The following is a 22,327-nucleotide window of genomic DNA, read 5'->3' on the forward strand; positions in this document are numbered from 1 at the left end:
GTTTCTAGAGCGCAGCGGGCGCTCACACCCATAGAGGAGGCACGTAACGGTGGCAGACACACTCATCGTCAAAGGGGCGCGCGAGCACAACCTCAAGGGGGTTGACATCGAGATCCCCCGAGACACGCTCACCGTCTTTACAGGCCTGTCAGGGTCCGGCAAATCCTCCCTGGCCTTCGACACCATTTTTGCCGAGGGGCAGAGGCGTTACGTTGAATCTCTGTCTTCTTATGCGCGTCAGTTCTTGGGGCAGATGGACAAGCCCGATGTAGATTTCATCGAGGGTTTGTCGCCTGCAGTGTCTATTGACCAGAAGTCCACCAACCGCAACCCCCGATCTACGGTTGGCACAATTACAGAGGTTTATGACTACCTGCGTTTGCTGTATGCGCGCGCTGGTACTGCGCATTGTCCGGAGTGCGATGCTGTCATCGAACGTCAAACTCCGCAGCAGATAGTCGACCAGGTTCTTCGCATGGACGAAGGCCTGAAGTTCCAGGTGTTGGCTCCAGTGGTACGCACGCGCAAGGGCGAGTTCGTGGAGCTCTTTGCAGACCTCGCCTCCCAGGGTTATTCGCGTGTGATGGTTGACGGCCAGCTCCATCAGCTGTCCGATCCACCCAAGCTGGAAAAGCAAGTCAAGCATGATATTGACGTCGTGGTCGACAGGTTGCAGGTGAAGCCTTCGCAGCAGCAACGTCTGACGGACTCGGTGGAAACGGCTCTGTCCTTGGCTGATGGCGTCGTTGTGTTGGATTTCGTTGGTTTGGATGACGATGATCCCAACCGCGTGCGTCGTTTTTCGGAGAAAATGGCCTGCCCTAATGGGCACAGGCTGGGGGTCGACGAGCTCGAGCCGCGGTCCTTTTCCTTCAACTCTCCTTACGGTGCGTGCCCCACGTGTGATGGTTTGGGTACGGCTTTGGAGGTTGATGTCGATCTTCTTGTTCCCGACAAGCAAGCGCCTTTGCTGAAGGCCATCGCTCCGTGGGCTTCGAGCCCGAACCATAAGTATTTCGACAAGTTGTTGACGGCCTTGGCCGGAGAAATGGGCTTTGATCCGAAGACTCCCTTCGATGAGCTAAGTGATGAGCAGCGTGATGCTGTGCTTAACGGCAGCAGCACCCAGGTGAATGTGCGTTACAAAAACCGTTTTGGTCGTATGCGCAGCTGGACTGCGGCGTTTGAGGGCGTGTTGCCCTATCTTCACCGCAAGATCGAAACAGCGGATTCCGAGTCGCAAAAAGACCGCTTGATGGAATACATGCGTTTCGTTCCGTGTCCCGCCTGTGATGGGGCCAGGCTGCGGCCGGAGATTTTGTCCGTGCGCTTGGCTTCAGATGCGCATGGGCAGATGAGCATCGCTGACTTGACGCGTCTTTCGGTCGCGGATGCTGCAGCATTCCTTAATGATTTAACTTTGGGCAAGCGCGAGGAAATGATCGCCGGCGCGGTGCTGCGTGAGATTCAGGCCCGTTTGAAATTCCTTCTTGACGTCGGGCTGAATTATCTTTCCTTGGATCGTGCTGCTGGCACATTGTCGGGCGGGGAAGCCCAGCGTATTCGCTTGGCGACACAGATCGGTTCTGGCTTGGCTGGGGTTTTGTATGTACTGGATGAGCCTTCCATTGGTTTGCATCAGCGTGACAACCAAAGACTCATCGCAACCCTCGAGCATTTGAGGGATATCGGCAACACGTTGATCGTGGTCGAGCATGATGAAGACACCATTAATGCTGCCGATTGGTTGATCGACATTGGGCCGAAGGCTGGCGAATACGGTGGGGAAGTCGTGTATCAAGGTAAGCCTGCGGGCATCCTTAAGGCGCGCGACTCGATCACCGGACAGTATTTAAGTGGCAAGCGGGTACTTGGAGTTCCCGATAGTCGCCGCCCGATCGATAGCGAGCGGGTTCTTAAAGTTGTGGGCGCGCGGGAAAACAATCTTCAGGACATTGATGTCACGATTCCACTGGGGGTTTTGTGCGCGGTCACTGGAGTGTCAGGCTCTGGCAAGTCCACACTGGTGAATCAGATTCTGGCGAAGACTCTGGCAAATAAGTTGAATAAAGCCCGCCAGGTTCCTGGTCGGGCGACCCGTGTGGAGGGAATTGAGCATCTCGACAAGCTGGTCCAGGTGGATCAATCTCCCATTGGTCGTACGCCTCGTTCCAACCCAGCAACCTACACGGGTGTATTCGACAAGATCCGCACGCTGTTTGCAGAAACTACAGAGGCGAAGGTTCGCGGGTACAAGGCTGGTCGTTTTAGCTTCAACGTGAAGGGCGGACGCTGCGAAGCGTGCTCTGGAGATGGCACCTTGAAGATTGAAATGAACTTCTTGCCCGATGTGTATGTGCCCTGCGAACAATGCCACGGTGCTCGATACAATCGCGAAACACTCGAGGTGAAGTACAAGGGGAAGTCCATCGCAGAGGTGCTGGACATGCCGATTAGCGAGGCCGCCGAATTTTTCGCGCCTATCACCAGCATTGCCCGCTACCTGAACACCCTCGTCGATGTTGGGCTGGGTTATGTCCGGTTGGGTCAGTCTGCGACCACACTGTCGGGTGGCGAAGCGCAGCGCGTCAAGCTTGCCGCTGAGCTACAGAAACGATCAAATGGACGCACTATCTACATTCTGGATGAGCCGACAACAGGTCTGCACTTTGAGGACATCCGCAAATTAATGCTCGTCGTGCAGTCTTTGGTGGACAAGGGCAATTCGGTGTTGGTCATCGAGCACAACCTCGATGTCATCAAGGCTGCGGACTGGGTGGTTGATATGGGGCCCGAAGGTGGCTCTGGTGGCGGAACAGTTGTGGCGGAGGGAACACCCGAGCAGGTTGCTGCGGTCAAGCAGTCCCACACCGGGCAGTTCCTCAAAGCGATGCTCGATTAGCTTGGTGGATGTTGAGCTGGTGCTGATTCTTTCTTTTTGGAACTGCGGAGGGCGGATACGCCCAGCAGGGCCAAACCACCGAGAATAAAGGCGAGGACTCGGGGGACACCGCTCAAATTGCCTAAATCGAAGAAGATCAACTTGGCTGCTCCTGCTGCGGCAAGTACCAAGGCTGCGACCAGCGCTGCCGTGCTGTTGAGGAAGCGGCGACCAAGCATGAGGTAGGCCGCCAGAAGCAACCACGTAATAGAGACGCATGCATGGCCAACCATGAACCACAGTTTGATGGTGGACTTCGATCCACTCTCACCTGCCAGGAAGTAGCCCAAGGAACCACACAGGGTCACTACGGCAACCATGAAGAGCCACAGTCCACACGGAGCGACGATCAAGAGGCTTTCTTGGCTGAATCCCTTCAAAGCAGAGCGAGCTGCGAGCACTAGAGCTACAAGCACGAGCGCTGAGAGTGCATTGAACGGGGAGTCAAGGTCTTGGGCGTTACTTGGCGTTAGGCCTAGTGCGATACCACCGAGCGGGATCGAGGCAAGTGCAGCCGCCACCGCAACCATTAACCATGGCACCACCGTGAATCCTTCGCGTTTCCAGAGGACGAGCACTACGGCGATGCATGCCAGGAACGTTACCCACGGGTAGAAGGTAGTCATCGCGATGGCCGAAACCACCAACCACGCGGCTAGCGCGCTGTTTGCCAACGTCGGGGCGACGAAAGCAGCTGGGGATGGCGAGTCTGTGGGCGCAGGCATCCACGCTTTTTTGAAAGAAACCAAGAGGAGGGCCGCAGCCGCGACGGCGGGCCACAGCAGCCACCATTTAGCTACGCTAATGCTGCTCAATGGGGCATGCGCCGTGGTGTATGCGGCTTGGTGGATGAGGATTAAGGCCGGCACGAAGGCTGCTGACCATTGTTCGGTCCTTGCGACAGTCGGGCGGGGATCGCGCATGACAACCAGGGTGAGGCCCACGGCGAACGCTACTGATAGCGGAACATACCAGGAGACGGTGATCGGTCGCATGACGCTGTCAGCCACGTAAATAAAAGGCGGTGGGCTATTGGTAGGAACTACCCACGTGCCGACCAAGGCCAGGCCGGTAGCCCAGTTACGCAGCATCGAATTACCGCTTTTACGCGTGAGCAGCATCATCAGCAGACCGATGAAGACCATCGGGACAAGGACGATGCCTTGGGTTGCGTAGAAGGCCGTCAGTGCGACGAAGCCACTGACCCCAGAAATGATTAACAAGATATCCGAACGGAAGAACTTGGCGACCATAAGCGAAGCTATTACCAGCACTATGGCGATAGCCTCACCCAGAACAGATGGCATCCACTCTAAGAGACCGGTGATCGTGTGGGTCGTAATGATGGCAGTGATGAAACCAGTGAAGACGAAGGCCGAGCGGGCGATGGCGAAGCCATGGGAATCGCCGCCCTTCTTGGTGGGGGACTCGACGGCTGCATCCTGTGCTTTGTGGTTAAGACCGAAGGCTGCCAGAACTAGCAACGCGGAAATCGTGTAGGCCAATACGGTCCGCCCGACTGGGCCAAGAAGGCCCCGTTGGACGGCCAAGGCAACGAGGAAGCCAATACCAAAAATGGTCAGGATAGCGCCGGCGATCGCAACGAGACGAATGACAGTGGTTTCGTTGGAATACCAGGGGGCCTGTGGTGTGACTGCAGGTCGACGCGCAGGTGGTGGCGTGGACGCCAGGGGAGTGGCCGCCGAGTGAGCGTCAGTACTTGTGCCTGGGTGCTGTTGGTGAGGTGTCGTAGTGCTCGCCGTTGCCATGGCAGCTGCCGGTGCTGGCGAAGATGCCGGCTGAGGTGCGACAGGTCCCTCAGCAGTAGCCTGTTGATGCATGGGCTGCTGTACAGCGGGAGCTTGGGGTTGCTGAGCCTGCCGTGCACGTTGCGCACTGAGTTGCAGTCGAATGTGACCGAGCGTATTGTGCGCGCTGTTAACCAACGCCTGAGCACCAGCTAGTTCACGTTCGGCATTACCCAACTGTTCAATCAACGGATCGACACTGGGGTCATTCGTTGGGTTAGAAAAGTTGTTCATGTTGACGAGTCTACAAACGCTAGGCACATGAGGGTCCGGTTAGGGGTAACCGTTTCAAAATTGTGACCAGGCAGTGACACGATAGGGATGAACTAGAACCGCAGCACACCTCTAGTTTGTATGAGAGTTGTTGTATTGAAAGGTTAGAAACGTGACTCAAGATCCCACCCCTGGATCGCCTTTTCCCCGCCCCCTCCTCCTATGTCTGGCCGCGATGCGCAGTCTGGTTCGGCGGGACGCAACCCCTTCGAGCAGGGCGCGCCGCTGACCCAGGCGTTTCCGCCGGTGTATAACAACCACCCTCAGGCGCAACCGATGGGGCAGCAGCCAGGGCTAGCGCCATTCCAACCTGGGATGCTTCCTCCCACAGGCAAGCCGCGTTCTAAACTGCTGCCGATCGTGATCGGTGCGGTTGTGGCATTGGTGCTGGTTGGTGGAGGCCTGGTGTGGTTCTTTAGTAATTACAGCGTGAGTTTTGGTGGTGGTTCTAATGCAGCATCCGCTTCGTCAGTTGCTCCTGCCTCCGAGCCGGCTGCTGCAGTGAGTACTAGTGCGGAACCGAAGGCGACACCGCCTTCTGGTGCTCGCGCGTGCGGCAGTACCGATGCTTTTGACGTGTATGCGGCGACAGACGTGACGTCGTGTCCGTTTTCTGAAAGCGTCGCGGCTGCGGTCGGGTCACCGCGTGGTGGAGCGACTGTATACTCGGTCGACGCTTACAGTTCTGTTACCGGACGTAGTTACTCGATGAATTGCACAGAGAAAACCAACGGAGAGACCCGCTGCACAGGGGGCAACAACGCGGTGGTTGTGCTCATTGAACGCTAGACAGTTGATTGCTCTGGGGGATGCTCGGCGCTTGGTGGCTGCGATTGGCATGCTGGCGGCATGCGGATTGTCGGCCTGCACTATCAACGTTGAGCGAAATGAGCAAGGTAGTGCTAGGCCTACGGCTACGCAGACGGCGGTTGTGTCTCCGACGAGCTCTGAGCTTTCGGCGCCCCGGGACGCTGGGGTGTCTGATATCCAGCACACTATCAATCTTGCTGTTGAACAGGCGGTTGCAGATTTCGGCGGGCAGGCTTCGATTGCTGTGTCGACAGGTGATGGCGTCATGATCGCGGGGACTGACACCCCGGAACCCGCTTGGTCGACGTCCAAGGTGCCTCTGTCGATCGCCGCCTTGGATGCCGGCGTCGCTCCGGAAGGTGCGGTGTGGTCGGCGTTGACCGTGTCAGATAATGACGCCGCGTTGCAGCTCTGGAATGCACTGGGTGCGGGTGAGCAAGCGGCCGCTGCCGTAGATGAGGTGTTAGCCCGTTATGGTGACGACACTCTAGTGCAGTCGCAGGTGGTTCGACCGGGTTTTAGTGCTTTTGGCCAGACCATGTGGCCGGTAGCGAAGCAGGCTTCATTCATGAAGGCTTTGGCTTCTGATCCTGCTCCATCTGTGAGCGTTATGACCGTGCTGGATGCGATGTCGCATGTGGGTGCCGGGCAAGATTATGGATTGGGCACGATTGCTGGTGCCAGATTTAAAGGAGGGTGGGGCCCAGACGAATCTGGCGGTTACATGGCGCGCCAGATGGGCTGCCTCCCGGAGGTCGGGGTAGACGGATGCGTGGGTGTTGCTGTGCTGGCGCGACCCGCCGATGGTACCTATGGCACCGCGCAACAGATGCTGAATTCCATGGCGCGGTACATTAGCGGCGTACTGGAAGCAAGCGACACGTCGGCCGCTTGAGTTGTGTTGCTTTTAGGGGCATGTTAGTATCTCTTCTAACTACCGCCTCGACTTGTTTAAGGTCGGGGCCGCAAGTGGAGGTCCCTCCCACCAGAAGCCGCTACATTTTGTAGCTGGACAATGGTCGCAAGAGTAGCCTTAAAATCTGTATTCGCAGTTGCGGTTTACTATCAGGCCTGGCTTATAGCATGGTCGTTTTAAGGTTTGGATCTCCCGTTTACCCTTAGGTAAACGGGTTTTTCTCATGTCTTGTGGGGGATGTTGCTTGCGGTGAGCGTTAGTTCGCGTTTTACCTTTATATTCATTGCAACTTGAGGAGCAAACAATCAGCGCTGAAGCTCGAATTAATGAGCGCATTCGGGTACCTGAGGTTCGCCTCGTCGGCCCCGGAGGCGAGCAGGTAGGCATCGTTCGTATCGAAGATGCACGCAAGCTTGCCTACGATGCCGATCTGGACCTTGTTGAGGTCGCACCGAATGCCAAGCCGCCGGTCTGCAAAATCATGGACTACGGCAAGTTCAAATACGAGGCCGCTCAGAAGGCGCGAGAGTCTCGTAAGAACCAGCAGCAGACTGTCGTCAAGGAGCAGAAGCTTCGTCCCAAGATCGATGATCACGATTATGAGACGAAGAAGGGTAATGTCATCCGGTTCTTGGAAAAGGGCTCAAAGGTCAAGGTAACCATCATGTTCCGTGGCCGCGAGCAGTCCCGCCCGGAGCTTGGTTTCCGGTTGCTGGACCGCCTCGCTAATGACGTCGCGGAATATGGCGTTGTTGAGACGAAGGCCAAGCAAGACGGCCGCAACATGACAATGGTCCTTGGCCCAGTGCGCAAGGGCAAGAAGTAGATTTCTACTACTAAAAGCTACAAAGGAAGAGACTAATGAAGCAGAAGACCCACAAGGGCACCGCTAAGCGCGTCAAGGTCACCGGCTCCGGCAAACTCCGCCGCGAGAAGGCTAACCGCCGCCACCTGCTCGAGGGCAAGCCCTCCACCCGCACCCGCCGCCTGAAGGGCACCGCGGATGTCGACAAGTCCGACACCAAGCGCGTTAAGCGTCTGCTCGGCATGGCCTAATTGGTCGCCTGTTCATTTCCCACATAAATAAAGAAAAGGAAGTTTAACCGTGGCACGTGTCAAGCGCTCAGTTAACGCCAAGAAGAAGCGTCGCGAAATCCTGAAGTCCGCCAAGGGCTACCGTGGCCAGCGCTCCCGCCTGTACCGTAAGGCCAAGGAGCAGTGGCTGCACTCCATGACCTACGCTTACCGCGATCGTCGCGCTCGCAAGGGCGAGTTCCGTAAGCTGTGGATCCAGCGCATCAACGCTGCAGCCCGCATGAACGGCATCACCTACAACCGTCTCATCCAGGGCCTGCGCCTTGCAGAGATCGAGGTGGACCGCAAGATCCTCGCTGACCTTGCCGTCAATGACTTCGCTACCTTCACCGCTATCTGCGAAGCTGCTAAGGCTGCTCTGCCTGAGGACGTCAACGCTCCCAAGGCTGCTTAAAGTCTTTCCTTAAAGTTCTAACCCAGCACCCGCTACCTTCGCGGGGTGCTGGGTTATTGCTTTTTAGGATGCACACTGGGTACATTTATCGCGGTAAATATTGAATTGTATCGGAGGCTCTACGTGACAACCCCCAGCATCAACCCCTTTGACCCAAACTACATCGGGGGTTCTTCCCAGAACGGACCCCAAGGCTTAGGGGAGGGCGCTCCGTACCCGACCGGCAGCCAGCAGAATTACCCCGCGCAGCAGTCATACCAGCAGCAGGCCTACCCACAACCGGCATTCCAGCAGCAACCGGCCTTCCAGCAACAAGCTCCGATGCCGGCTCAATACAACCAGCCCGCCATGTATACAGGTGGTGTGATGCCTGGCATGCAGCCCAAGAGCTACGCGGTTGCTGCGCTATTGTGCTTCTTCCTCGGTGAGTTCGGCGGCCATGATTTCTATCTCGGTTACAACGGACGCGCCGTGTTCAAGCTGCTGTTGTTCTTCTCCTGGTTCATTCCCTTCGTAGATTTCCTTACGATCCCTCTTTTGCTCATCTGGGTGCTGGTTGATTTCATCTGTATTCTCGCTCGGGCCGGCGCCTACCAGGTGGATGCCCGCGGGATGCGCTTGAACTAACACCCTCCACTAAAGTGAAGGCATGCCGAGTCTCAAGGATGACCTAGATTTCGAAAACGCCTTCACTGAACGAACCCCTCGGATCGTTGCTGCAGCAAAATTGCTGAAGTCACAAGGTCGGCGCAAAGCCGATGCTTTTCTAGCCGAGGGGTTTAACTCTGTCGAAGCTGCGGTGGTCACTGGTGCAGCCTCCGATGTGTTTACTACGCAGAAGGCAGCCGAGCGCTACCCCGAGGTCATCGATGCAGCACGCAACATGGGTGTGTACCTGCACCCCATCAATGACCGCGCAGCGCACCACCTCAGCGATACGGTAACTCCAGCCGGACTATTTGCCCTCTGTTCTCCCGTAATGTGGCCAGCGAACGAAGTTCTGGGCAAGGCCCCTCAGATTGTTGCGGTCCCTGTGCAGACCAGCGACCCGGGTAACGCTGGAACGCTCATCCGGGTATCCGACGCCATCGGTGCAGACTGCGTGTTGTTCGCGGGGGAGACGACCGACCCCCAAGGACCCAAAGCAGTCCGCTCGAGCGCAGGCTCCTTATTCCATATCCCTGTTGCCCGCGATACCAACATCCAAGCCGTCATCGACCGCCTCAAGTCCAAAAACTTGACTATCCTTGCGACAACCGCAGACGGCGAGCATAGCCTCGACGACGAGCACTTCGAAAAAAGCGTGCTCACGCAGCCTGTCGCCTGGCTCTTTGGAAACGAAGCCCACGGACTACCTCAAGAACTGATCGACCGCGCCGACTACACCGTGCGCATCCCGATTCATGGGCGTGCAGAAAGCCTCAACCTGGTTACTGCCGCATCGATTTGCCTCTACGAATCCGCCAAACAGCGCCGCCGATCCTTAGACGGGGAGGGCGTGGGGTGGCATCAACACCACTGAGAGGGGTGCCGCCCATACCTAATGATCAGTCGGTCTTCTTTCTCGCGTACAATCTAGGGTTTAGCACTGGCCGACTACCACAAAGGGGATACGACGTGTCTGAAGATTTCAGCGCTCATCTCACCGAAGAAAAACTCAATGCCGCAGCACAAGAGGCCCTCGAGGCCTTTGAAGCAGCTGACAACCTCGAAGAATTGGCTGAAGCACGGCGAGCTCACCTAGGTGATGACGCTTTTATCCCCACGGCTCGTAAAACACTCGGTTCCCTCCCCAAAGATCAGCGCAAAGACGCTGGTCGACTAGTCAACATGGCTCGCGGCGCCGTCGAAAAGGCATTCGCAGAGACCAAAGTCCGCCTCGAGGAAAAGCGCAACGCTGAGGTCCTGGTTGCCGAACGCGTTGACGTGACAGTGCCAACGCGGCGTCAACAATTGGGGGCTTTGCACCCCATAACCCAATTGTCCGAGCAGATCTCTGACATCTTCATCGGTATGGGATGGGAGATTGCAGATGGGCCAGAAGTCGAAGCGGAATACTTCAACTTCGATTCCCTAAATTTCCTCCCCGATCACCCCGCGCGCACCTTGCAGGACACCTTCCACATTGCACCGCACGGCTCCAAGCAGGTGCTCCGCACCCACACCTCGCCGGTGCAAATGCGCACCATGCTCACGCGCGACGTGCCAATGTACATCGCCTGCCCCGGCCGCGTGTTCCGAACCGACGAACTAGACGCCACCCACACCCCGGTCTTCCACCAAGTTGAGGGCCTCGCCGTTGATAAAGGCCTTACGATGGCTCATCTGCGAGGCACCCTCGATCACCTCGCAAAGACCCTCTTCGGCCCCGACACCCACACCCGCATGCGCGCCAACTACTTCCCATTCACCGAGCCTTCCGCCGAGGTCGACGTGTGGTTCCCGAACAAAAAAGGCGGCGCGGGATGGATTGAATGGGGCGGTTGCGGCATGGTCAACCCCAACGTTCTACGCGCCGCAGGTATAGACCCAGAGGTATACACCGGCTTCGCTTTCGGAATGGGACTCGAACGCACCCTCCAGTTCTGCAACGGGCTATCCGACATGCGCGACATGGTCGAAGGCGACGTCCGATTCACCCTCCCCTTCGGCATCCAGGCCTAGCAACAAGCCTCAACAACCCATCCCCGCAAAGGAACCAACATGCTTATTTCTCGCCAATGGGTGCAGCGACTTCTGGGCCGCACCAACCCCAACTGGACCGTCACTGACGAAGAACTCGACGCAGGGTACGTGCGTGTCGGATTTGAAACCGAAGGCTACGCCCCGATTGAAGAAACCACCGGCCCGCTGGTGGTCGGACGTGTCGAGTCGATCGAAGAACTCACCGGCTTCAAAAAGCCCATTCGTCACTGCATGGTCAACGTCGGCGATGCCAACGGCACTGGCGAATTGCAGTCTATTGTGTGCGGTGCTCGAAACTTTGCTGAAGGCGATCTGGTCGTCGTCAGCCTGCCTGGTGCAGTGCTACCCGGTAACTTCGCGATTGCAGCCCGGGAGACCTACGGCCGCATGTCTGCCGGCATGATTTGTTCGGCCGCAGAACTTGGCTTGGCGGACAAGCAGACCAAAGGCATCATGACATTGCCCGAGGGCATCGCCGACCCCGGCACGGATGCCCGGGAGATCGTGGGGCTTGAGGACACAGTTTTTGATGTCAACATCACTCCGGACCGTGGCTACGCACTGTCCGCACGTGGGCTGACGCGGGAAATCGCATCCGCCTTCGGCCTTGTCTACAGCGATCCCGCAGAGGACGCATTCGAATTGTTTGACCTGCAGGCCCCGGAGGTTGAAGGGGCCTTGGACCGCGCAGTGGCCGTGCAGCCCGAAACGAAGGCGCGCCGCTTTGGTCTCCGTGCCGTGCGCGGAATCGACCCCACCAAGGAATCCCCACTGTGGATGCAGCGCGAGTTGATGCTGTGTGGCCAGCGCACTGTTAACGCTGCCACCGACGTCACCAACTACGTCATGCTGCTTCTGGGGCAGCCGATGCACGCATTCGACGGTGACAAGATCACCGGCGATTTGAGCGTCCGGCTTGCAGAAGAAGGGGAGAAGCTCCGCACCCTCGATGACGTTGAGCGCGAGCTTCACAGCGAGGACGTCGTGATTTGCGATGCGGCAGGTATTCAGTCGCTCGCAGGTGTCATGGGAGGTTCCACCTCCGAGATCAGTGACACGACCTCGACCGTGTACTTCGAAGCGGCTAACTGGGATCCAATCACCGTGGCGCGTACCTCGCGTCGTCACAAGCTCAGCTCTGAAGCCTCTCGCCGTTTCGAACGCGGAGTGGACCCGGCACTCATTGAGGTCGCACTGGATTTGGCTTGCGCCCTGCTTGTTGATATCGCCGGCGGCAGTGTAGATCGTGGTCGCCTCATCATTGGGGACACTCCCGCTATGCCGAGCATCAGCATGTCCGCCCAGCGCCCGGGCCAGATCGCTGGCGTTGACTACAGTGAAGCGACCGTAGTGAGCCGTTTGGAAGAGGTCGGCTGCGTAGTCGAGGCGTCGGAGGGAATGCTCTCTGTCACCCCGCCGACCTGGCGTGGGGACCTAACCATGCCCGCAGATCTCGTCGAAGAGGTCGTGCGCCTAGAGGGGCTGGAGGATATTCCTTCGATCGTCCCCACTGCCCCTGCAGGGCGCGGCTTGTCAGCTTCTCAGCGTCGCCGCCGTGCTATCGGCCATGCTCTGGCATACAACGGTTATGTCGAGGTATTGCCCACCCCATTTATCGCCAACGACGTTTTTGATGTGTGGGGCCTGGATGCCGACGACGAACGACGCAAGACGGTCCGGGTGCAAAACCCCCTGGATGCCGACTATGCGGTTCTGGGTACCACGCTGTTGCCGTCGTTGCTCGACGCTATCAAGCGCAATGTGGCGCGCGGGGAAAAAGACGTCACCCTGTTCGGGATCGAGCAGGTCACGATCGCGCGAGGTGAAGGCCGTTCACCGATGCCTTCGACTGCTCAGCGTCCCTCCGATGAGGAGGTCGAGAACCTGCTGAACTCTTTGCCGCTGCAGCCCTTGCACGTCGCAACTGTGGCGAGCGGTCTGATTGACCATCATGGGCCTTGGGGTGAGGGGCGCGCGTACACTTACGCCGACGCTATTGAGTCTGCGCAGGTTGTGGCGCGGGCCGCTGATGTTCAGCTTGATGTGGTTGCTGCGGAGCAGCTGCCTTGGCACCCGGGTCGTTGTGCCGCGTTGAAGGTTGGCGATCAGGTGGTTGGTTATGCCGGAGAGCTGCATCCCCAGGTGCTTGAGCGTGCGGGCTTGCCGCAGCGTACCTGCGCGATGGAGCTTAATATTTCGGCCCTGCCTTTTGCCCCGTCAACTCCGGCGCCTGTGTTGAGCGTATTCCCGCTGTTGTTGCAGGACGTTGCTTTGGTTGTGGACGAGGATGTTCCGTCCGAGCAGGTTCGTCGCGTGTTAGAGGAGCACGCTGGGGAGTTGCTTGAAAAGGTGGAGTTGTTCGACGTGTATCGTTCTGACGCTTTGGGTGAGGGCAAGAAGTCTTTGGCTTTCGCTTTGTCTTTCAGGGCTAATGATCGCACCCTCACTGACGACGAGTGCACCGAGGCGAAGATGGCCGCTGTCGATGCTGCACAAAAGGCGGTGGGGGCGCAGCTGCGCGCATAATTTTGTTAATGACGTCGCGGAGCGTGCTGCGGTGCTGGAAAGCGCTGCGCACGCCCGTCGGCGTTTTTGAGCTGTGTGTGGGGGTGCTGCGCGGGGGTGCTAAGCATGAAGGTTTTTTCAAAAATACTTTCTTTGTGGCGGGAATGTTGCTACGGTAGCTAGCACCACTAGTTAACAACTGTCACCTTGGCTAACAGTTGTAACTCTCTGAAAAGATTTTTATGCGCACCTCCCGTACACTTCGCCGCACGATCGCTCTCGGTGGCATGTGCCTACTGCTCGCTGGTTCTCTTGTTGCCTGTGGCGACAAGAAGGAAGGATGGCGAGTCCTCGACATCCACCACGACCAGCAGTGCCGCACCTTCGAAGAGTGAGGATGGTAGCGGCGAGACCAGGGGGGATGCGAACTCTGGCGGCAGCCAGGGTGGCGGAAATAACCATGGCGGCAGCAACGGTGGTTCTGCGGGTGGTAACTCCGGTGGGGGTGCGCCGGCCAACAATAATGGCGATGGCCATGCTGGCCACGCTGGACATGGCGAGCCGGGCAACCAAGGTGGGGGAGAATGCAAGCCGCAAGAGCTGGCCGCTCCCGCAGGTGCGGGTCAGGAGGCTAAGGATGGCGAAGTGAGCGTTCCTGGCGTGGAAGGCGACGGTGACAAGAAGCCCGCTGACGCAGACAAGCCTGCGGATAAGCCTGCCGATAAGCTTGCTGAAGGTGGCGACGCTGGCCGGGGTGCGGGTGAGAAGAAGCCCGCCGATAAGCCAGCCGAGTAAAAAAGCCGCCAGCGGCGCTTGCTGCATAATTTGCAATACCATGCATATTTGTTAGTATGGTGTGCATGATTACAGCAAGCGTCGTCGGCGTCACCGGATACGCAGGTGCAGAAATTCTGCGTCTTCTTCTATCTCACCCGCGCTACACCAGCGGCGAACTCACCATCGGGGCACTGACCGCAGGCTCCAACGCAGGCACCCCCTTATCCGACCACCTCCCGCACCTGCCGCAGCTCGCAGACCGGTTGGTCGAAGAAACAACCCCTGAGGTCCTCGCCGGCAGCGACGTCGTCTTCCTTGCCCTCCCACATGGGCACTCCGCAGTCATCGCCCGCGCACTCGGCCCAGAAACCATCGTGATCGACTGCGCAGCAGACTACCGACTCAAAAATAAAACAGACTGGGACGCTTTTTACGGCGGGACCTACGCAGGCAGCGCGCCCTACGGAATCCCAGAAATGCCTGGGCATCGCGAAGAGCTCTCCAACGCGCGAGTCATCGCCGTCCCCGGATGCTTCCCCACAGGAGCCACACTCGCGGCACTACCCGCAGTAGCCGAACGCATCATCACTCCGGACATCCGCGTCGTATCAATCACCGGAACCTCCGGCGGCGGAAAGAAACCTAACGTGGGCCTCCTGGGTGCCGAAACAATGAGCAACCTCAAGGCCTACAACACCGCGGGAAAACACCGGCACAACCCCGAAATCATCCAAAACCTCTCAGAAGTCGCCGACGAGCCCGTCACCTGCAGCTTCACGCCGGTACTGGCACCTCTGCCCCGCGGAATCCTCACTACCGTCACCGCCGAAGTGCATCCCCGCCTTGCCTACGGAGATCCCCGCGACGTCATCAAGCAAGCACGCGCAGCTTACGAGAAACACTACGGGGCAGAACCCTTTGTCCACCTGCTGCCCGAAGGTCAACAACCCCAAACACAAGCAGTGCAAGGGGCAAACACCTGCCACGTACAGGTCGAATATGACCCCGCAGCAGGGGTGGTCCTGATGACCTCCGCCATCGACAACCTCACCAAGGGAACCGCAGGCGCAGCAGTGCAATGCATGAACCTCGCCCTCGGATTCGAAGAAACCACAGGACTGCCCATCGGCGGTCTGGCCCCCTAACCACAGCACCCCGCACACCAACGAGCTACACCAAGGAACACGCCATGAGCACACCCCAAGGCTTCTCTACATACGCGACCACCGCCGGTATTAAAGCCAGCGGCAACCCCGACATGGCTCTCATTATCAACAACGGGCCACGCTACGACGCAGCCGCAGTATTCAGCCGCAACAAAGTCGTCGCCTCACCGCTTAAACTCACCCGGAAACACGTAGCCGACGGCAGCCTTCGCGCCGTCCTATTCAACTCCGGAAACGCCAACGCCTGCAACGGCGCACAAGGAGACGTCGACGCCCTCGCCTCAGTTGAGGCCGTCGCGCAGCAACTAGGGTGCGCAACCACCGACGTTGCCGCATGCTCCACAGGCCTTATCGGCGACGTCCTGCCCATGGACACCATCCACGCTGGCATCGACGCGATGTGCGCCGTAGCAACCGCAACTACTCCGACCGCAGGCGCTCAGTTGCACGTCAACGAAGGTCAAGACGCCGCAGCTCAAGCCATTATGACGACCGACACCGTGCCAAAACAAGCGCACAGTGACGGCGTGGGATTCCGAGTCTCAGGCATCGGCAAGGGGGTCGGCATGATGGCCCCGAGCCTCGCGACCATGCTGGTGACCGTCATGACCGACGCCGTGGCAACACCCGAAGCGCTGAGCACCGCGCTCAACAGCGCAGCCTCCACCACCTTCAACACCCTCGATATCGACGGTGCGACCAGCACCAACGACACCGTCATCGTCATGGCCTCCGGAGCCTCCGGGGTAGAGCCCAGCCAAGAAGAACTCAACCGGGCCATCCACGCAGTGTGCGCATCACTTGCCGATCAGATGCAGGCTGATGCTGAGGGAGTCACCAAGCGGGTGCGTGTAGAGGTCACCGGAACAACCACCGACGACATGGCGGTCGAAGCAGCCCGCACCGTCGCACGCGACAACCTTTTCAAGTGCGCAATGTTCGGGTCCGATCCCAACTGGGGTCGTGTCCTGGCAGCTGTCGGGATGGCACCGGTAGATATGGACCCAGACAACATCAGCGTCAGCTTCAACGGTCACACCGTGTGCCGAAACACCACCGGAACCCCCGACGCACGCGAGGTCGACCTGAGCAGTGCCGACATTAGCGTCATCATCGACCTTGGAACCGGTGGCAGCGGGCGGGGTTTCGTCCGCACAACTGACCTGTCCCACTCGTATGTCGAAATCAATTCGGCCTACTCGACCTAAACGCTCCAAACGCAGTAACCCCACACAGCGACCCGCCCCAGCGTATCTTCGCAAGCACAAGAGAAAGAACATCGCACACTAATGAGTGACCTACCAGAAGCCCTCACCCCGCACATGCGGGCGACCGTCCTTGCGGAGGCACTACCGTGGCTGCAACACCTGCGCGACAAAATCGTCGTCGTCAAGTACGGCGGCAACGCCATGGTCGATGAAGACCTCAAAGCAGCCTTCGCTGCAGACATGGTTTTTCTTCGCACCGTTGGGGCAAAACCCGTGGTCGTGCACGGGGGAGGGCCCCAGATTTCCAGCATGCTGGAACGCGTGGGGCTTAAGGGCGAGTTCCTCGGAGGTTTCCGGGTAACCACCCCAGAGGTGATGGAAATCGTGCGCATGGTTTTGTTCGGCCAGGTCAACCGCGAACTTGTCGGCTTGATTAACTCCCACGGCCCCTACGCTGTAGGAACCAGCGGTGAAGACGCCGGCCTGTTTACCGCCACAAAAAGGTTGGTGGAGGTCGAAGGCGAACTCACCGATATCGGCTTGGTTGGCGACATCGCCCACGTTGATGCAACCGCGCTCATGGACCTCATCGACGCTGGCCGTATCCCGGTGGTCTCGACTATCGCCCCGGATAATGCAGGCCAGGTGTACAACATCAACGCCGACACCGCAGCGGGGGCTCTAGCAGCTGCGATCGGTGCGGAGCGTTTGATCATCCTCACCAACGTCGAGGGGCTCTACACTGACTGGCCCGATAAATCCTCCCTGGTGTCTGAGCTGGACACCGAACAGCTGGCGTCTATTCTTCCTAGCCTGGATTCTGGCATGATCCCGAAGATGGAGTCCTGCCTCGACGCTGTTAACGCAGGTGTTAAAGGCGCGCATGTTATCGACGGGCGCGTCGCTCACTCTGTGCTTCTCGAATTGTTGACGTCGGGTGGCATCGGCACCATGGTAACCCCCGCTCCCCAAGGATAAAAGGAAAACAACAATGCTTGATTCAACCGTGTGGCCCGACCATTTGATGAACAACTATGGCACCCCGCCCATCACCATCGACCACGGTGAGGGCTGCTACCTCATCGACAGCGAAGGTCGTCGACACATCGACATGTTGGCAGGGATCGCAGTCAACGCCCTGGGGTACGGACACCCCGCCATTGTTGACGCCGTCAGCGCTCAGCTCGCACGCGGCAGCCATGTGTCCAATCTTTTCGCATCCGAACCACCTCTGGCACTCGCTAGCAAGCTGCGGGAGATCGTCGGCGAGGATTCTTCCCGTGTGTTCTTCTGCAACTCCGGCACCGAAGCGAACGAGGCCGCCTTTAAGCTAGCCAGGCTCACCGGAAGGCCTACGATTCTTGCCGCCGAGCACGGTTTTCACGGTCGCACCATGGGCTCGCTGGCACTGACGGGGCAGCCGGCAAAGCAAGCTCCCTTCGCGCCACTGCCCGGGGGCGTGGAGTACTACCCCTACGGCGACATAGACGCCCTTCGTCAGCGTGCGGACCTTGACCAGGTGGCCGCCATTTTCCTCGAACCCATTCAGGGTGAAACCGGCGTCATCCCAGCACCCGACGGTTTCCTCAAGGCCGTGCGCGAGCTCTGTGACGAGCACGGAATCCTCATGGTGTGCGATGAAGTGCAGACTGGCGTGGGGCGCACCGGAACATTCTTTGCCTACCAGCACGAACGCGGCGTCATTCCCGATATCATCACCATGGCCAAAGGTCTGGGCGGTGGGCTACCCATCGGTGCAGTCATCGCCAGGGGAGCAGCAGCCGAACTATTCACCCCCGGCATCCATGGCACAACATTCGGCGGGAACCTTGCCGTCTGCGCCGCAGCACTTGCGGTCCTTGACGTAGTCAACACGCCAGAGTTCCTCGAATCCGTTCGCGACAAAGAACAACACCTACGCACTGCGCTGGAAGCCCTCGACGGTGTCGACCACGTGCGCGGCCGTGGACTCATGCTAGGAGTCGTGCTGAAGCAACCCTGCGCCAAGGAAGCAGTGACCGAAGGATTCAACCACGGAGTTATCCTCAACGCCCCAGCGGACAATGTCCTACGACTCACACCACCGCTAATCATCGATCAACAACAGTGCGACGCAGCCATCGACGCAATCAGCACAACGTTGCAGACCGTGCAGTCAGCAACCAACTAGGAGAACAGCAGTGAGCACCTACAGCAACCTCCGGCACTTCCTCACGGACGATGACCTCACCCCACAAGAACAAGCTGAGGTTCTGACCCTCGCGCGAGAACTCAAACAAGCCCCACTGTCTGCGCGCCCCTTGGAAGGCGGCCGAACAGTTGCCGTGCTATTCGACAAAACCTCCACCCGCACCCGCTTCAGCTTCGCCACCGCAATCTCCCATATGGGTGGCAGCGACATCACGGTAGACACCAGTGCTAGCCAAATGGGAAAAGGCGAAACCTACCAAGACACCGGGGCGGTGCTGTCCCGCTTCGTTGAAGCCATCGTCTGGCGTACCTACGCCCAAAGCAACCTAGAAGAGATGGCGCAAACCGCCACCGTACCCATCGTCAACGCGCTCACCGACGACTTCCATCCCTGCCAAATTCTCGCCGACCTGCAGACCTGCATTGAACACCTCTGTCCAGAACAAGGACCGGAAGGGCTGCGGGGACTCAAAGCTGTCTACCTCGGGGACGGAAACAACAACATGGCGAACAGCTATATGCTGGGCTTCGCCACAGCGGGAATGGACATCACCATTTGTGCACCCGAGGAATTCCAGCCGCAACAGCAATTCATCGACCGTGCACGGCAACGCGCCCAAGAAACCGGGGCTACTGTCACCGTGAGTGCAGACGTCGCCCAATCCGTAGCAGATACACACGTCGTCATCACTGACACTTGGGTATCAATGGGGATGGAAAACGATGGACTGGATCGCACCACCCCCTTCAAGCCCTACCAAGTCAACAGTGCCGTCATGGCGCAGGCCGACCCACAGGCGATCTTCCTGCACTGTTTGCCTGCATACCGTGGCAGCGAGGTAAGCGCCGATGTGATCGACGGGGACCAATCAGTTGTGTTTGATGAGGCTGAAAATCGCCTACATGCCCAGAAAGCCCTGTTGGTGTGGCTCATGGAGAAATCCCGATGAGCTCCAGTAGGGTTGCACGGCATCAGCACATCCTGAATCTGCTAGAGCACCACGTTGTGCACAACCAGCAGCAACTGCAGTCGTTGCTCGACGAAACAGGAATGGCTGTCACCCAGGCTACTCTGTCCAGAGATCTCGACGAGCTGGGGATAATTAAAGTCAAACCCAGCGACGGCTCGGGCGCACGCTATGCCGTGCCGCACAGTGATGCTCCCATAACTGAGGGCAGCAGCGGGCCCCGTGACAAGCTTCGGAAAGTCCTCGATGATCTATTGGTCAGTGCGGACTCTTCGGAAACTATGGCAGTGCTCAAAACCCCGGCCGGGGCCGCACAGTTTCTAGCCAGCTTTATCGACCGCGCTGCACTGCGTAACGTCGTGGGATGCATCGCAGGTGACGACACGATTTTCGTGCTAGCCCGCAGCCCCTATACAGGGGAGCAACTAGCCGAACAGCTGCGCACTGGGGATGGACTCGAATAACCCCGCCCGTGCTAGTCTGAGTTCTATGACAGTACGCGAAGTTGCTCAGTTCTTTATCAAAGAGGGATCCGAAGAAGACTTCAAGCAGGGGTGGGAGCGCGGCATTGTACACATCCTCGAGTCCGAAGGTGTACACCGGGCGGAACTAACCCAGGGGGTAGAGACACCCACCTGGTTCGTTCTGCTTATCGAATGGGAGTCCCTCGAAGCTCACCAAAAGTTCCGTGACTCCGACAGGCTCGGCAAATGGCGCGGCGAAATCACCGAATACTTCGCCAAGCCCCCGCATGTGGAGCACGTGGTGCAGGTCGCAGCACGTACTCCCTAATGGTCGCGCACCTTTAGGCTTTAGTGTTGATCGCCTCGAGGACCACCTCACCGCCGCGCACATTGACCCCCTGGACCAAGTGGGGATTGGCTTCAAGCGCGGCGTCAACACCCCCGGCAAGTGCCCGGACATGGGGGAGTGTTTCGGCTGCCAGCGCCAGGGTTGCGGTCACTGGTGCTGCCCCGGCATGTTAGTGACGCAGTACATGGTGGTCGTACCGTGAGTAAACGTGGGTTCCGAATGGCTCGTAGGCCGCGAAGCCACGGTGCAGCCGCCCTGATCAATGGCGATGTCCACGACCACAGCACCTTCGGGTAGTGCCCCAAGCACGGCGTCATCAAAACCAGAACCAAGCCCGTTGCCTTGTTCCACCACAACCTCGTGGTCCGCAGATAGTTGCGCGACCCCAGCGGGGGTGACACCTACTCGCCGTTCGTTGTCTTTGCGCTCCCGAGGAACACCGATCCGAATACCCATAAGTGGTTACTTCTAGCCTTGTACGTTGGCGCCGACCACAGAGGGGTGACCTAACAACACTCAAGGATGCCGAGAAATCCGATATCAGCCCCGAGCTTTACCCCCACCCATGACGTCAAGCAGTACTGCGGCGGCACCCCAGCCAGGAGCCGCAGGCGACGATGCAAGCGCACGCCAACGCGCATACCCCCATTGCCACTGCGGGCGAAGAGCCAACACCCGTCAGGGGGCTGACCAACCCCGCAACCATGAACTGAGCAAAACCCATTAATGCGGCCCCAGCCCCTGTGCGCGGCGCGGCAGCACCCTGGCCCAAGGCTGCGGAATTACCAAGGATGAAGCCCAAAGTGGTGACCACAATAAACACGGTAGGGGCAAGAGTCCATATCGAAGGCTGTACGAGAGCGCAGCACACAAGCACTATGCTGGCCGCCACCAACACCCACGAGGCTCCCAACAACAGTGATTCTGGGCTGTGAGCACGCAACAGCCGGGCATTCAGGCCCGAACCGATGACGAGGCCAAAAGAATTCACGCCGAACAATAAGGAATAGGCCAGCTGGCTCATGCCTAACTGATCCTGAAAGACAAAGGGTGAGGCACTGATGTAGGAAAACAACGTGCCTAGACCAAAATCGAAACTCAAAGTGAACGCGGCGAAAGCGGGAATCTTGATCAAACCAAACATTCGGGTGACAGTGGTTGCGATTGGCTCTTGCTTTCGACGCTCGGGCGTCAAAGTTTCTGGAACGAACAACACTGTCGCGACCAGTTGAAGGGCATTGATACAGGCCAAGGCAAAGAATATGCCCCGCCATCCTCCGTGCGTGGCTAGTAGTCCGCCGGCCACAGGTGCGATCACCGGGGCAAGTCCCTGAATAGTCATCATGATGGAAAACGCGCGGGCAGCTTCGCTTCCATGGGTGACATCGGGAATTACCGACCGGGCGATGACGACGCACGCACCGCCACCAATGCCGAGCAGAATACGGCCGGCTATGAGGATGGCGATAGTAGGAGCGAGGGCACAAAGAATCGAGGCGAACACGGATAGGGCAGCGCCTGACAGTAGTAAAGTTCGTCTTCCCAGGCGGTCAGACAGTGGGCCGATGAATAGCTGTCCTACACCCATTGCCATCATGAAACCACTGAGCGTGTAGGGCACCGCGTTGGTGCGGAGATCGTCTGCGATGGCAGGGAACGTCGGCAAGTACATGTCGATCGCGAATGGCCCAGTGGCTGCCAGCAACGCCAAACTGAGCAACATTGATCTGCTCATGCCACCTGGATGTGGTCGGCTGTTGCTGTTGTGAGCTGTGGTG

At 58.4% G+C, this 22,327-nt stretch carries 20 protein-coding genes and 1 pseudogene; 18 read left to right on the top strand and 3 right to left on the bottom strand.

All coding sequences use genetic code 11. The features are described from left to right. Positions 1-49: 49 nt before the first annotated feature. The gene (uvrA, locus tag L1C91_RS04170; protein WP_234858150.1) at positions 50-2,902 is read left to right on the top strand and encodes an excinuclease ABC subunit UvrA; all 2,853 of its coding nucleotides are present in this window, start codon (positions 50-52) and stop codon (positions 2,900-2,902) included. On the opposite strand, the gene L1C91_RS04175 is transcribed toward uvrA, so the two are convergent. Next, positions 2,899-4,983, bottom strand: a complete 2,085-nt coding sequence (locus L1C91_RS04175) for a DUF2339 domain-containing protein (RefSeq protein WP_234858151.1) — start codon at positions 4,981-4,983, stop codon at positions 2,899-2,901. The two genes, uvrA and L1C91_RS04175, sit on opposite strands and share 4 nt — an antisense overlap. Before the next feature lie 201 nt (positions 4,984-5,184). Here L1C91_RS04175 and L1C91_RS04180 point away from each other — a divergent pair, with 201 nt between their 5' ends. The 17 genes from L1C91_RS04180 to L1C91_RS04260 all read left to right on the top strand — a co-directional run bounded on the left by L1C91_RS04180 (position 5,185) and on the right by L1C91_RS04260 (position 20,528). Continuing rightward, the gene (locus L1C91_RS04180; protein ID WP_234858152.1) at positions 5,185-5,811 is read left to right on the top strand and encodes a hypothetical protein; all 627 of its coding nucleotides are present in this window, start codon (positions 5,185-5,187) and stop codon (positions 5,809-5,811) included. After that, entirely contained in the window at positions 5,801-6,727 is a 927-nt protein-coding gene (locus tag L1C91_RS04185) for a hypothetical protein (RefSeq protein ID WP_234858153.1), read from the top strand. The genes L1C91_RS04180 and L1C91_RS04185 overlap by 11 nt, the downstream gene beginning before the upstream one ends. 304 nt (positions 6,728-7,031) lie before the next feature. Further along, a complete protein-coding gene (gene infC / locus L1C91_RS04190) occupies positions 7,032-7,574 on the top strand; it encodes a translation initiation factor IF-3 (RefSeq protein ID WP_234858154.1) in 543 nt (180 codons plus the stop codon). A 35-nt stretch (positions 7,575-7,609) separates the two neighbouring features. Beyond that, entirely contained in the window at positions 7,610-7,804 is a 195-nt protein-coding gene (gene rpmI / locus L1C91_RS04195; protein ID WP_020976158.1) for a 50S ribosomal protein L35, read from the top strand. Positions 7,805-7,853: 49 nt separating this feature from the next. After that, positions 7,854-8,237 carry a 50S ribosomal protein L20 gene (gene rplT / locus L1C91_RS04200; RefSeq protein WP_046204553.1) on the top strand — a complete coding sequence of 128 codons (384 nt, stop codon included), beginning with the start codon at positions 7,854-7,856 and terminating at the stop codon, positions 8,235-8,237. A 123-nt stretch (positions 8,238-8,360) separates the two neighbouring features. After that, complete coding sequence (locus tag L1C91_RS09450; protein WP_234858155.1) at positions 8,361-8,864, top strand: TM2 domain-containing protein; 504 nt, start codon at positions 8,361-8,363, stop codon at positions 8,862-8,864. A 22-nt stretch (positions 8,865-8,886) separates the two neighbouring features. Continuing rightward, positions 8,887-9,759 (top strand): TrmH family RNA methyltransferase, encoded by an 873-nt coding sequence (locus L1C91_RS04210; protein ID WP_234858156.1) that lies wholly within the window; start codon positions 8,887-8,889, stop codon positions 9,757-9,759. A gap of 95 nt (positions 9,760-9,854) precedes the next feature. Then, positions 9,855-10,901 carry a phenylalanine--tRNA ligase subunit alpha gene (gene pheS / locus L1C91_RS04215; protein ID WP_234858157.1) on the top strand — a complete coding sequence of 349 codons (1,047 nt, stop codon included), beginning with the start codon at positions 9,855-9,857 and terminating at the stop codon, positions 10,899-10,901. Positions 10,902-10,940: 39 nt separating this feature from the next. Next, entirely contained in the window at positions 10,941-13,448 is a 2,508-nt protein-coding gene (gene pheT / locus L1C91_RS04220; RefSeq protein ID WP_234858158.1) for a phenylalanine--tRNA ligase subunit beta, read from the top strand. Positions 13,449-13,748: 300 nt separating this feature from the next. Then, the gene (locus L1C91_RS04225; RefSeq protein ID WP_234858159.1) at positions 13,749-14,222 is read left to right on the top strand and encodes a hypothetical protein; all 474 of its coding nucleotides are present in this window, start codon (positions 13,749-13,751) and stop codon (positions 14,220-14,222) included. Positions 14,223-14,278: 56 nt separating this feature from the next. Then, a complete protein-coding gene (argC, locus tag L1C91_RS04230; protein WP_419178704.1) occupies positions 14,279-15,349 on the top strand; it encodes an N-acetyl-gamma-glutamyl-phosphate reductase in 1,071 nt (356 codons plus the stop codon). Between the two features lie 44 nt (positions 15,350-15,393). After that, positions 15,394-16,578 carry a bifunctional glutamate N-acetyltransferase/amino-acid acetyltransferase ArgJ gene (gene argJ, locus L1C91_RS04235; RefSeq protein ID WP_234858161.1) on the top strand — a complete coding sequence of 395 codons (1,185 nt, stop codon included), beginning with the start codon at positions 15,394-15,396 and terminating at the stop codon, positions 16,576-16,578. Between the two features lie 81 nt (positions 16,579-16,659). Next, a complete protein-coding gene (gene argB / locus L1C91_RS04240) occupies positions 16,660-17,556 on the top strand; it encodes an acetylglutamate kinase (protein ID WP_234858162.1) in 897 nt (298 codons plus the stop codon). A 13-nt stretch (positions 17,557-17,569) separates the two neighbouring features. Then, on the top strand, positions 17,570-18,748 hold the full coding sequence (locus tag L1C91_RS04245; protein WP_234858163.1) for an acetylornithine transaminase: 1,179 nt from the start codon (positions 17,570-17,572) through the stop codon (positions 18,746-18,748). Between the two features lie 10 nt (positions 18,749-18,758). After that, the gene (gene argF / locus L1C91_RS04250; protein WP_234858164.1) at positions 18,759-19,718 is read left to right on the top strand and encodes an ornithine carbamoyltransferase; all 960 of its coding nucleotides are present in this window, start codon (positions 18,759-18,761) and stop codon (positions 19,716-19,718) included. Continuing rightward, positions 19,715-20,200 carry an arginine repressor gene (gene argR, locus L1C91_RS04255; protein ID WP_234858165.1) on the top strand — a complete coding sequence of 162 codons (486 nt, stop codon included), beginning with the start codon at positions 19,715-19,717 and terminating at the stop codon, positions 20,198-20,200. The genes argF and argR overlap by 4 nt, the downstream gene beginning before the upstream one ends. A gap of 25 nt (positions 20,201-20,225) precedes the next feature. Then, positions 20,226-20,528 carry a putative quinol monooxygenase gene (locus L1C91_RS04260; protein ID WP_234858166.1) on the top strand — a complete coding sequence of 101 codons (303 nt, stop codon included), beginning with the start codon at positions 20,226-20,228 and terminating at the stop codon, positions 20,526-20,528. Between the two features lie 13 nt (positions 20,529-20,541). Here L1C91_RS04260 and L1C91_RS04270 read toward each other — a convergent pair. After that, positions 20,542-21,005, bottom strand: a pseudogene (locus L1C91_RS04270) (hypothetical protein). A 115-nt stretch (positions 21,006-21,120) separates the two neighbouring features. Continuing rightward, the gene (locus L1C91_RS04275; RefSeq protein ID WP_234858169.1) at positions 21,121-22,284 is read right to left on the bottom strand and encodes a multidrug effflux MFS transporter; all 1,164 of its coding nucleotides are present in this window, start codon (positions 22,282-22,284) and stop codon (positions 21,121-21,123) included. Between the last annotated feature and the right edge of the window lie 43 nt (positions 22,285-22,327).

Source organism: Corynebacterium argentoratense, assembly GCF_021491455.1.
GTDB lineage: Bacteria > Actinomycetota > Actinomycetes > Mycobacteriales > Mycobacteriaceae > Corynebacterium > Corynebacterium argentoratense_A.

Bases quoted from the DNA above. Each gene is read 5' to 3' on its own strand.
- L1C91_RS04175 (WP_234858151.1), bottom strand. From the start codon at position 4,983: ATGAACAACTTTTCTAACCCAACGAATGACCCCAGTGTCGATCCGTTG.
- L1C91_RS04180 (WP_234858152.1), top strand. From the start codon at position 5,185: ATGTCTGGCCGCGATGCGCAGTCTGGTTCGGCGGGACGCAACCCCTTC.
- rpmI (WP_020976158.1), top strand. From the start codon at position 7,610: ATGAAGCAGAAGACCCACAAGGGCACCGCTAAGCGCGTCAAGGTCACC.
- L1C91_RS04210 (WP_234858156.1), top strand. From the start codon at position 8,887: ATGCCGAGTCTCAAGGATGACCTAGATTTCGAAAACGCCTTCACTGAA.
- pheT (WP_234858158.1), top strand. From the start codon at position 10,941: ATGCTTATTTCTCGCCAATGGGTGCAGCGACTTCTGGGCCGCACCAAC.
- argC (WP_419178704.1), top strand. From the start codon at position 14,279: ATGGTGTGCATGATTACAGCAAGCGTCGTCGGCGTCACCGGATACGCA.
- argJ (WP_234858161.1), top strand. From the start codon at position 15,394: ATGAGCACACCCCAAGGCTTCTCTACATACGCGACCACCGCCGGTATT.
- argB (WP_234858162.1), top strand. From the start codon at position 16,660: ATGAGTGACCTACCAGAAGCCCTCACCCCGCACATGCGGGCGACCGTC.
- L1C91_RS04245 (WP_234858163.1), top strand. From the start codon at position 17,570: ATGCTTGATTCAACCGTGTGGCCCGACCATTTGATGAACAACTATGGC.
- argR (WP_234858165.1), top strand. From the start codon at position 19,715: ATGAGCTCCAGTAGGGTTGCACGGCATCAGCACATCCTGAATCTGCTA.
- L1C91_RS04260 (WP_234858166.1), top strand. From the start codon at position 20,226: ATGACAGTACGCGAAGTTGCTCAGTTCTTTATCAAAGAGGGATCCGAA.
- L1C91_RS04275 (WP_234858169.1), bottom strand. From the start codon at position 22,284: ATGAGCAGATCAATGTTGCTCAGTTTGGCGTTGCTGGCAGCCACTGGG.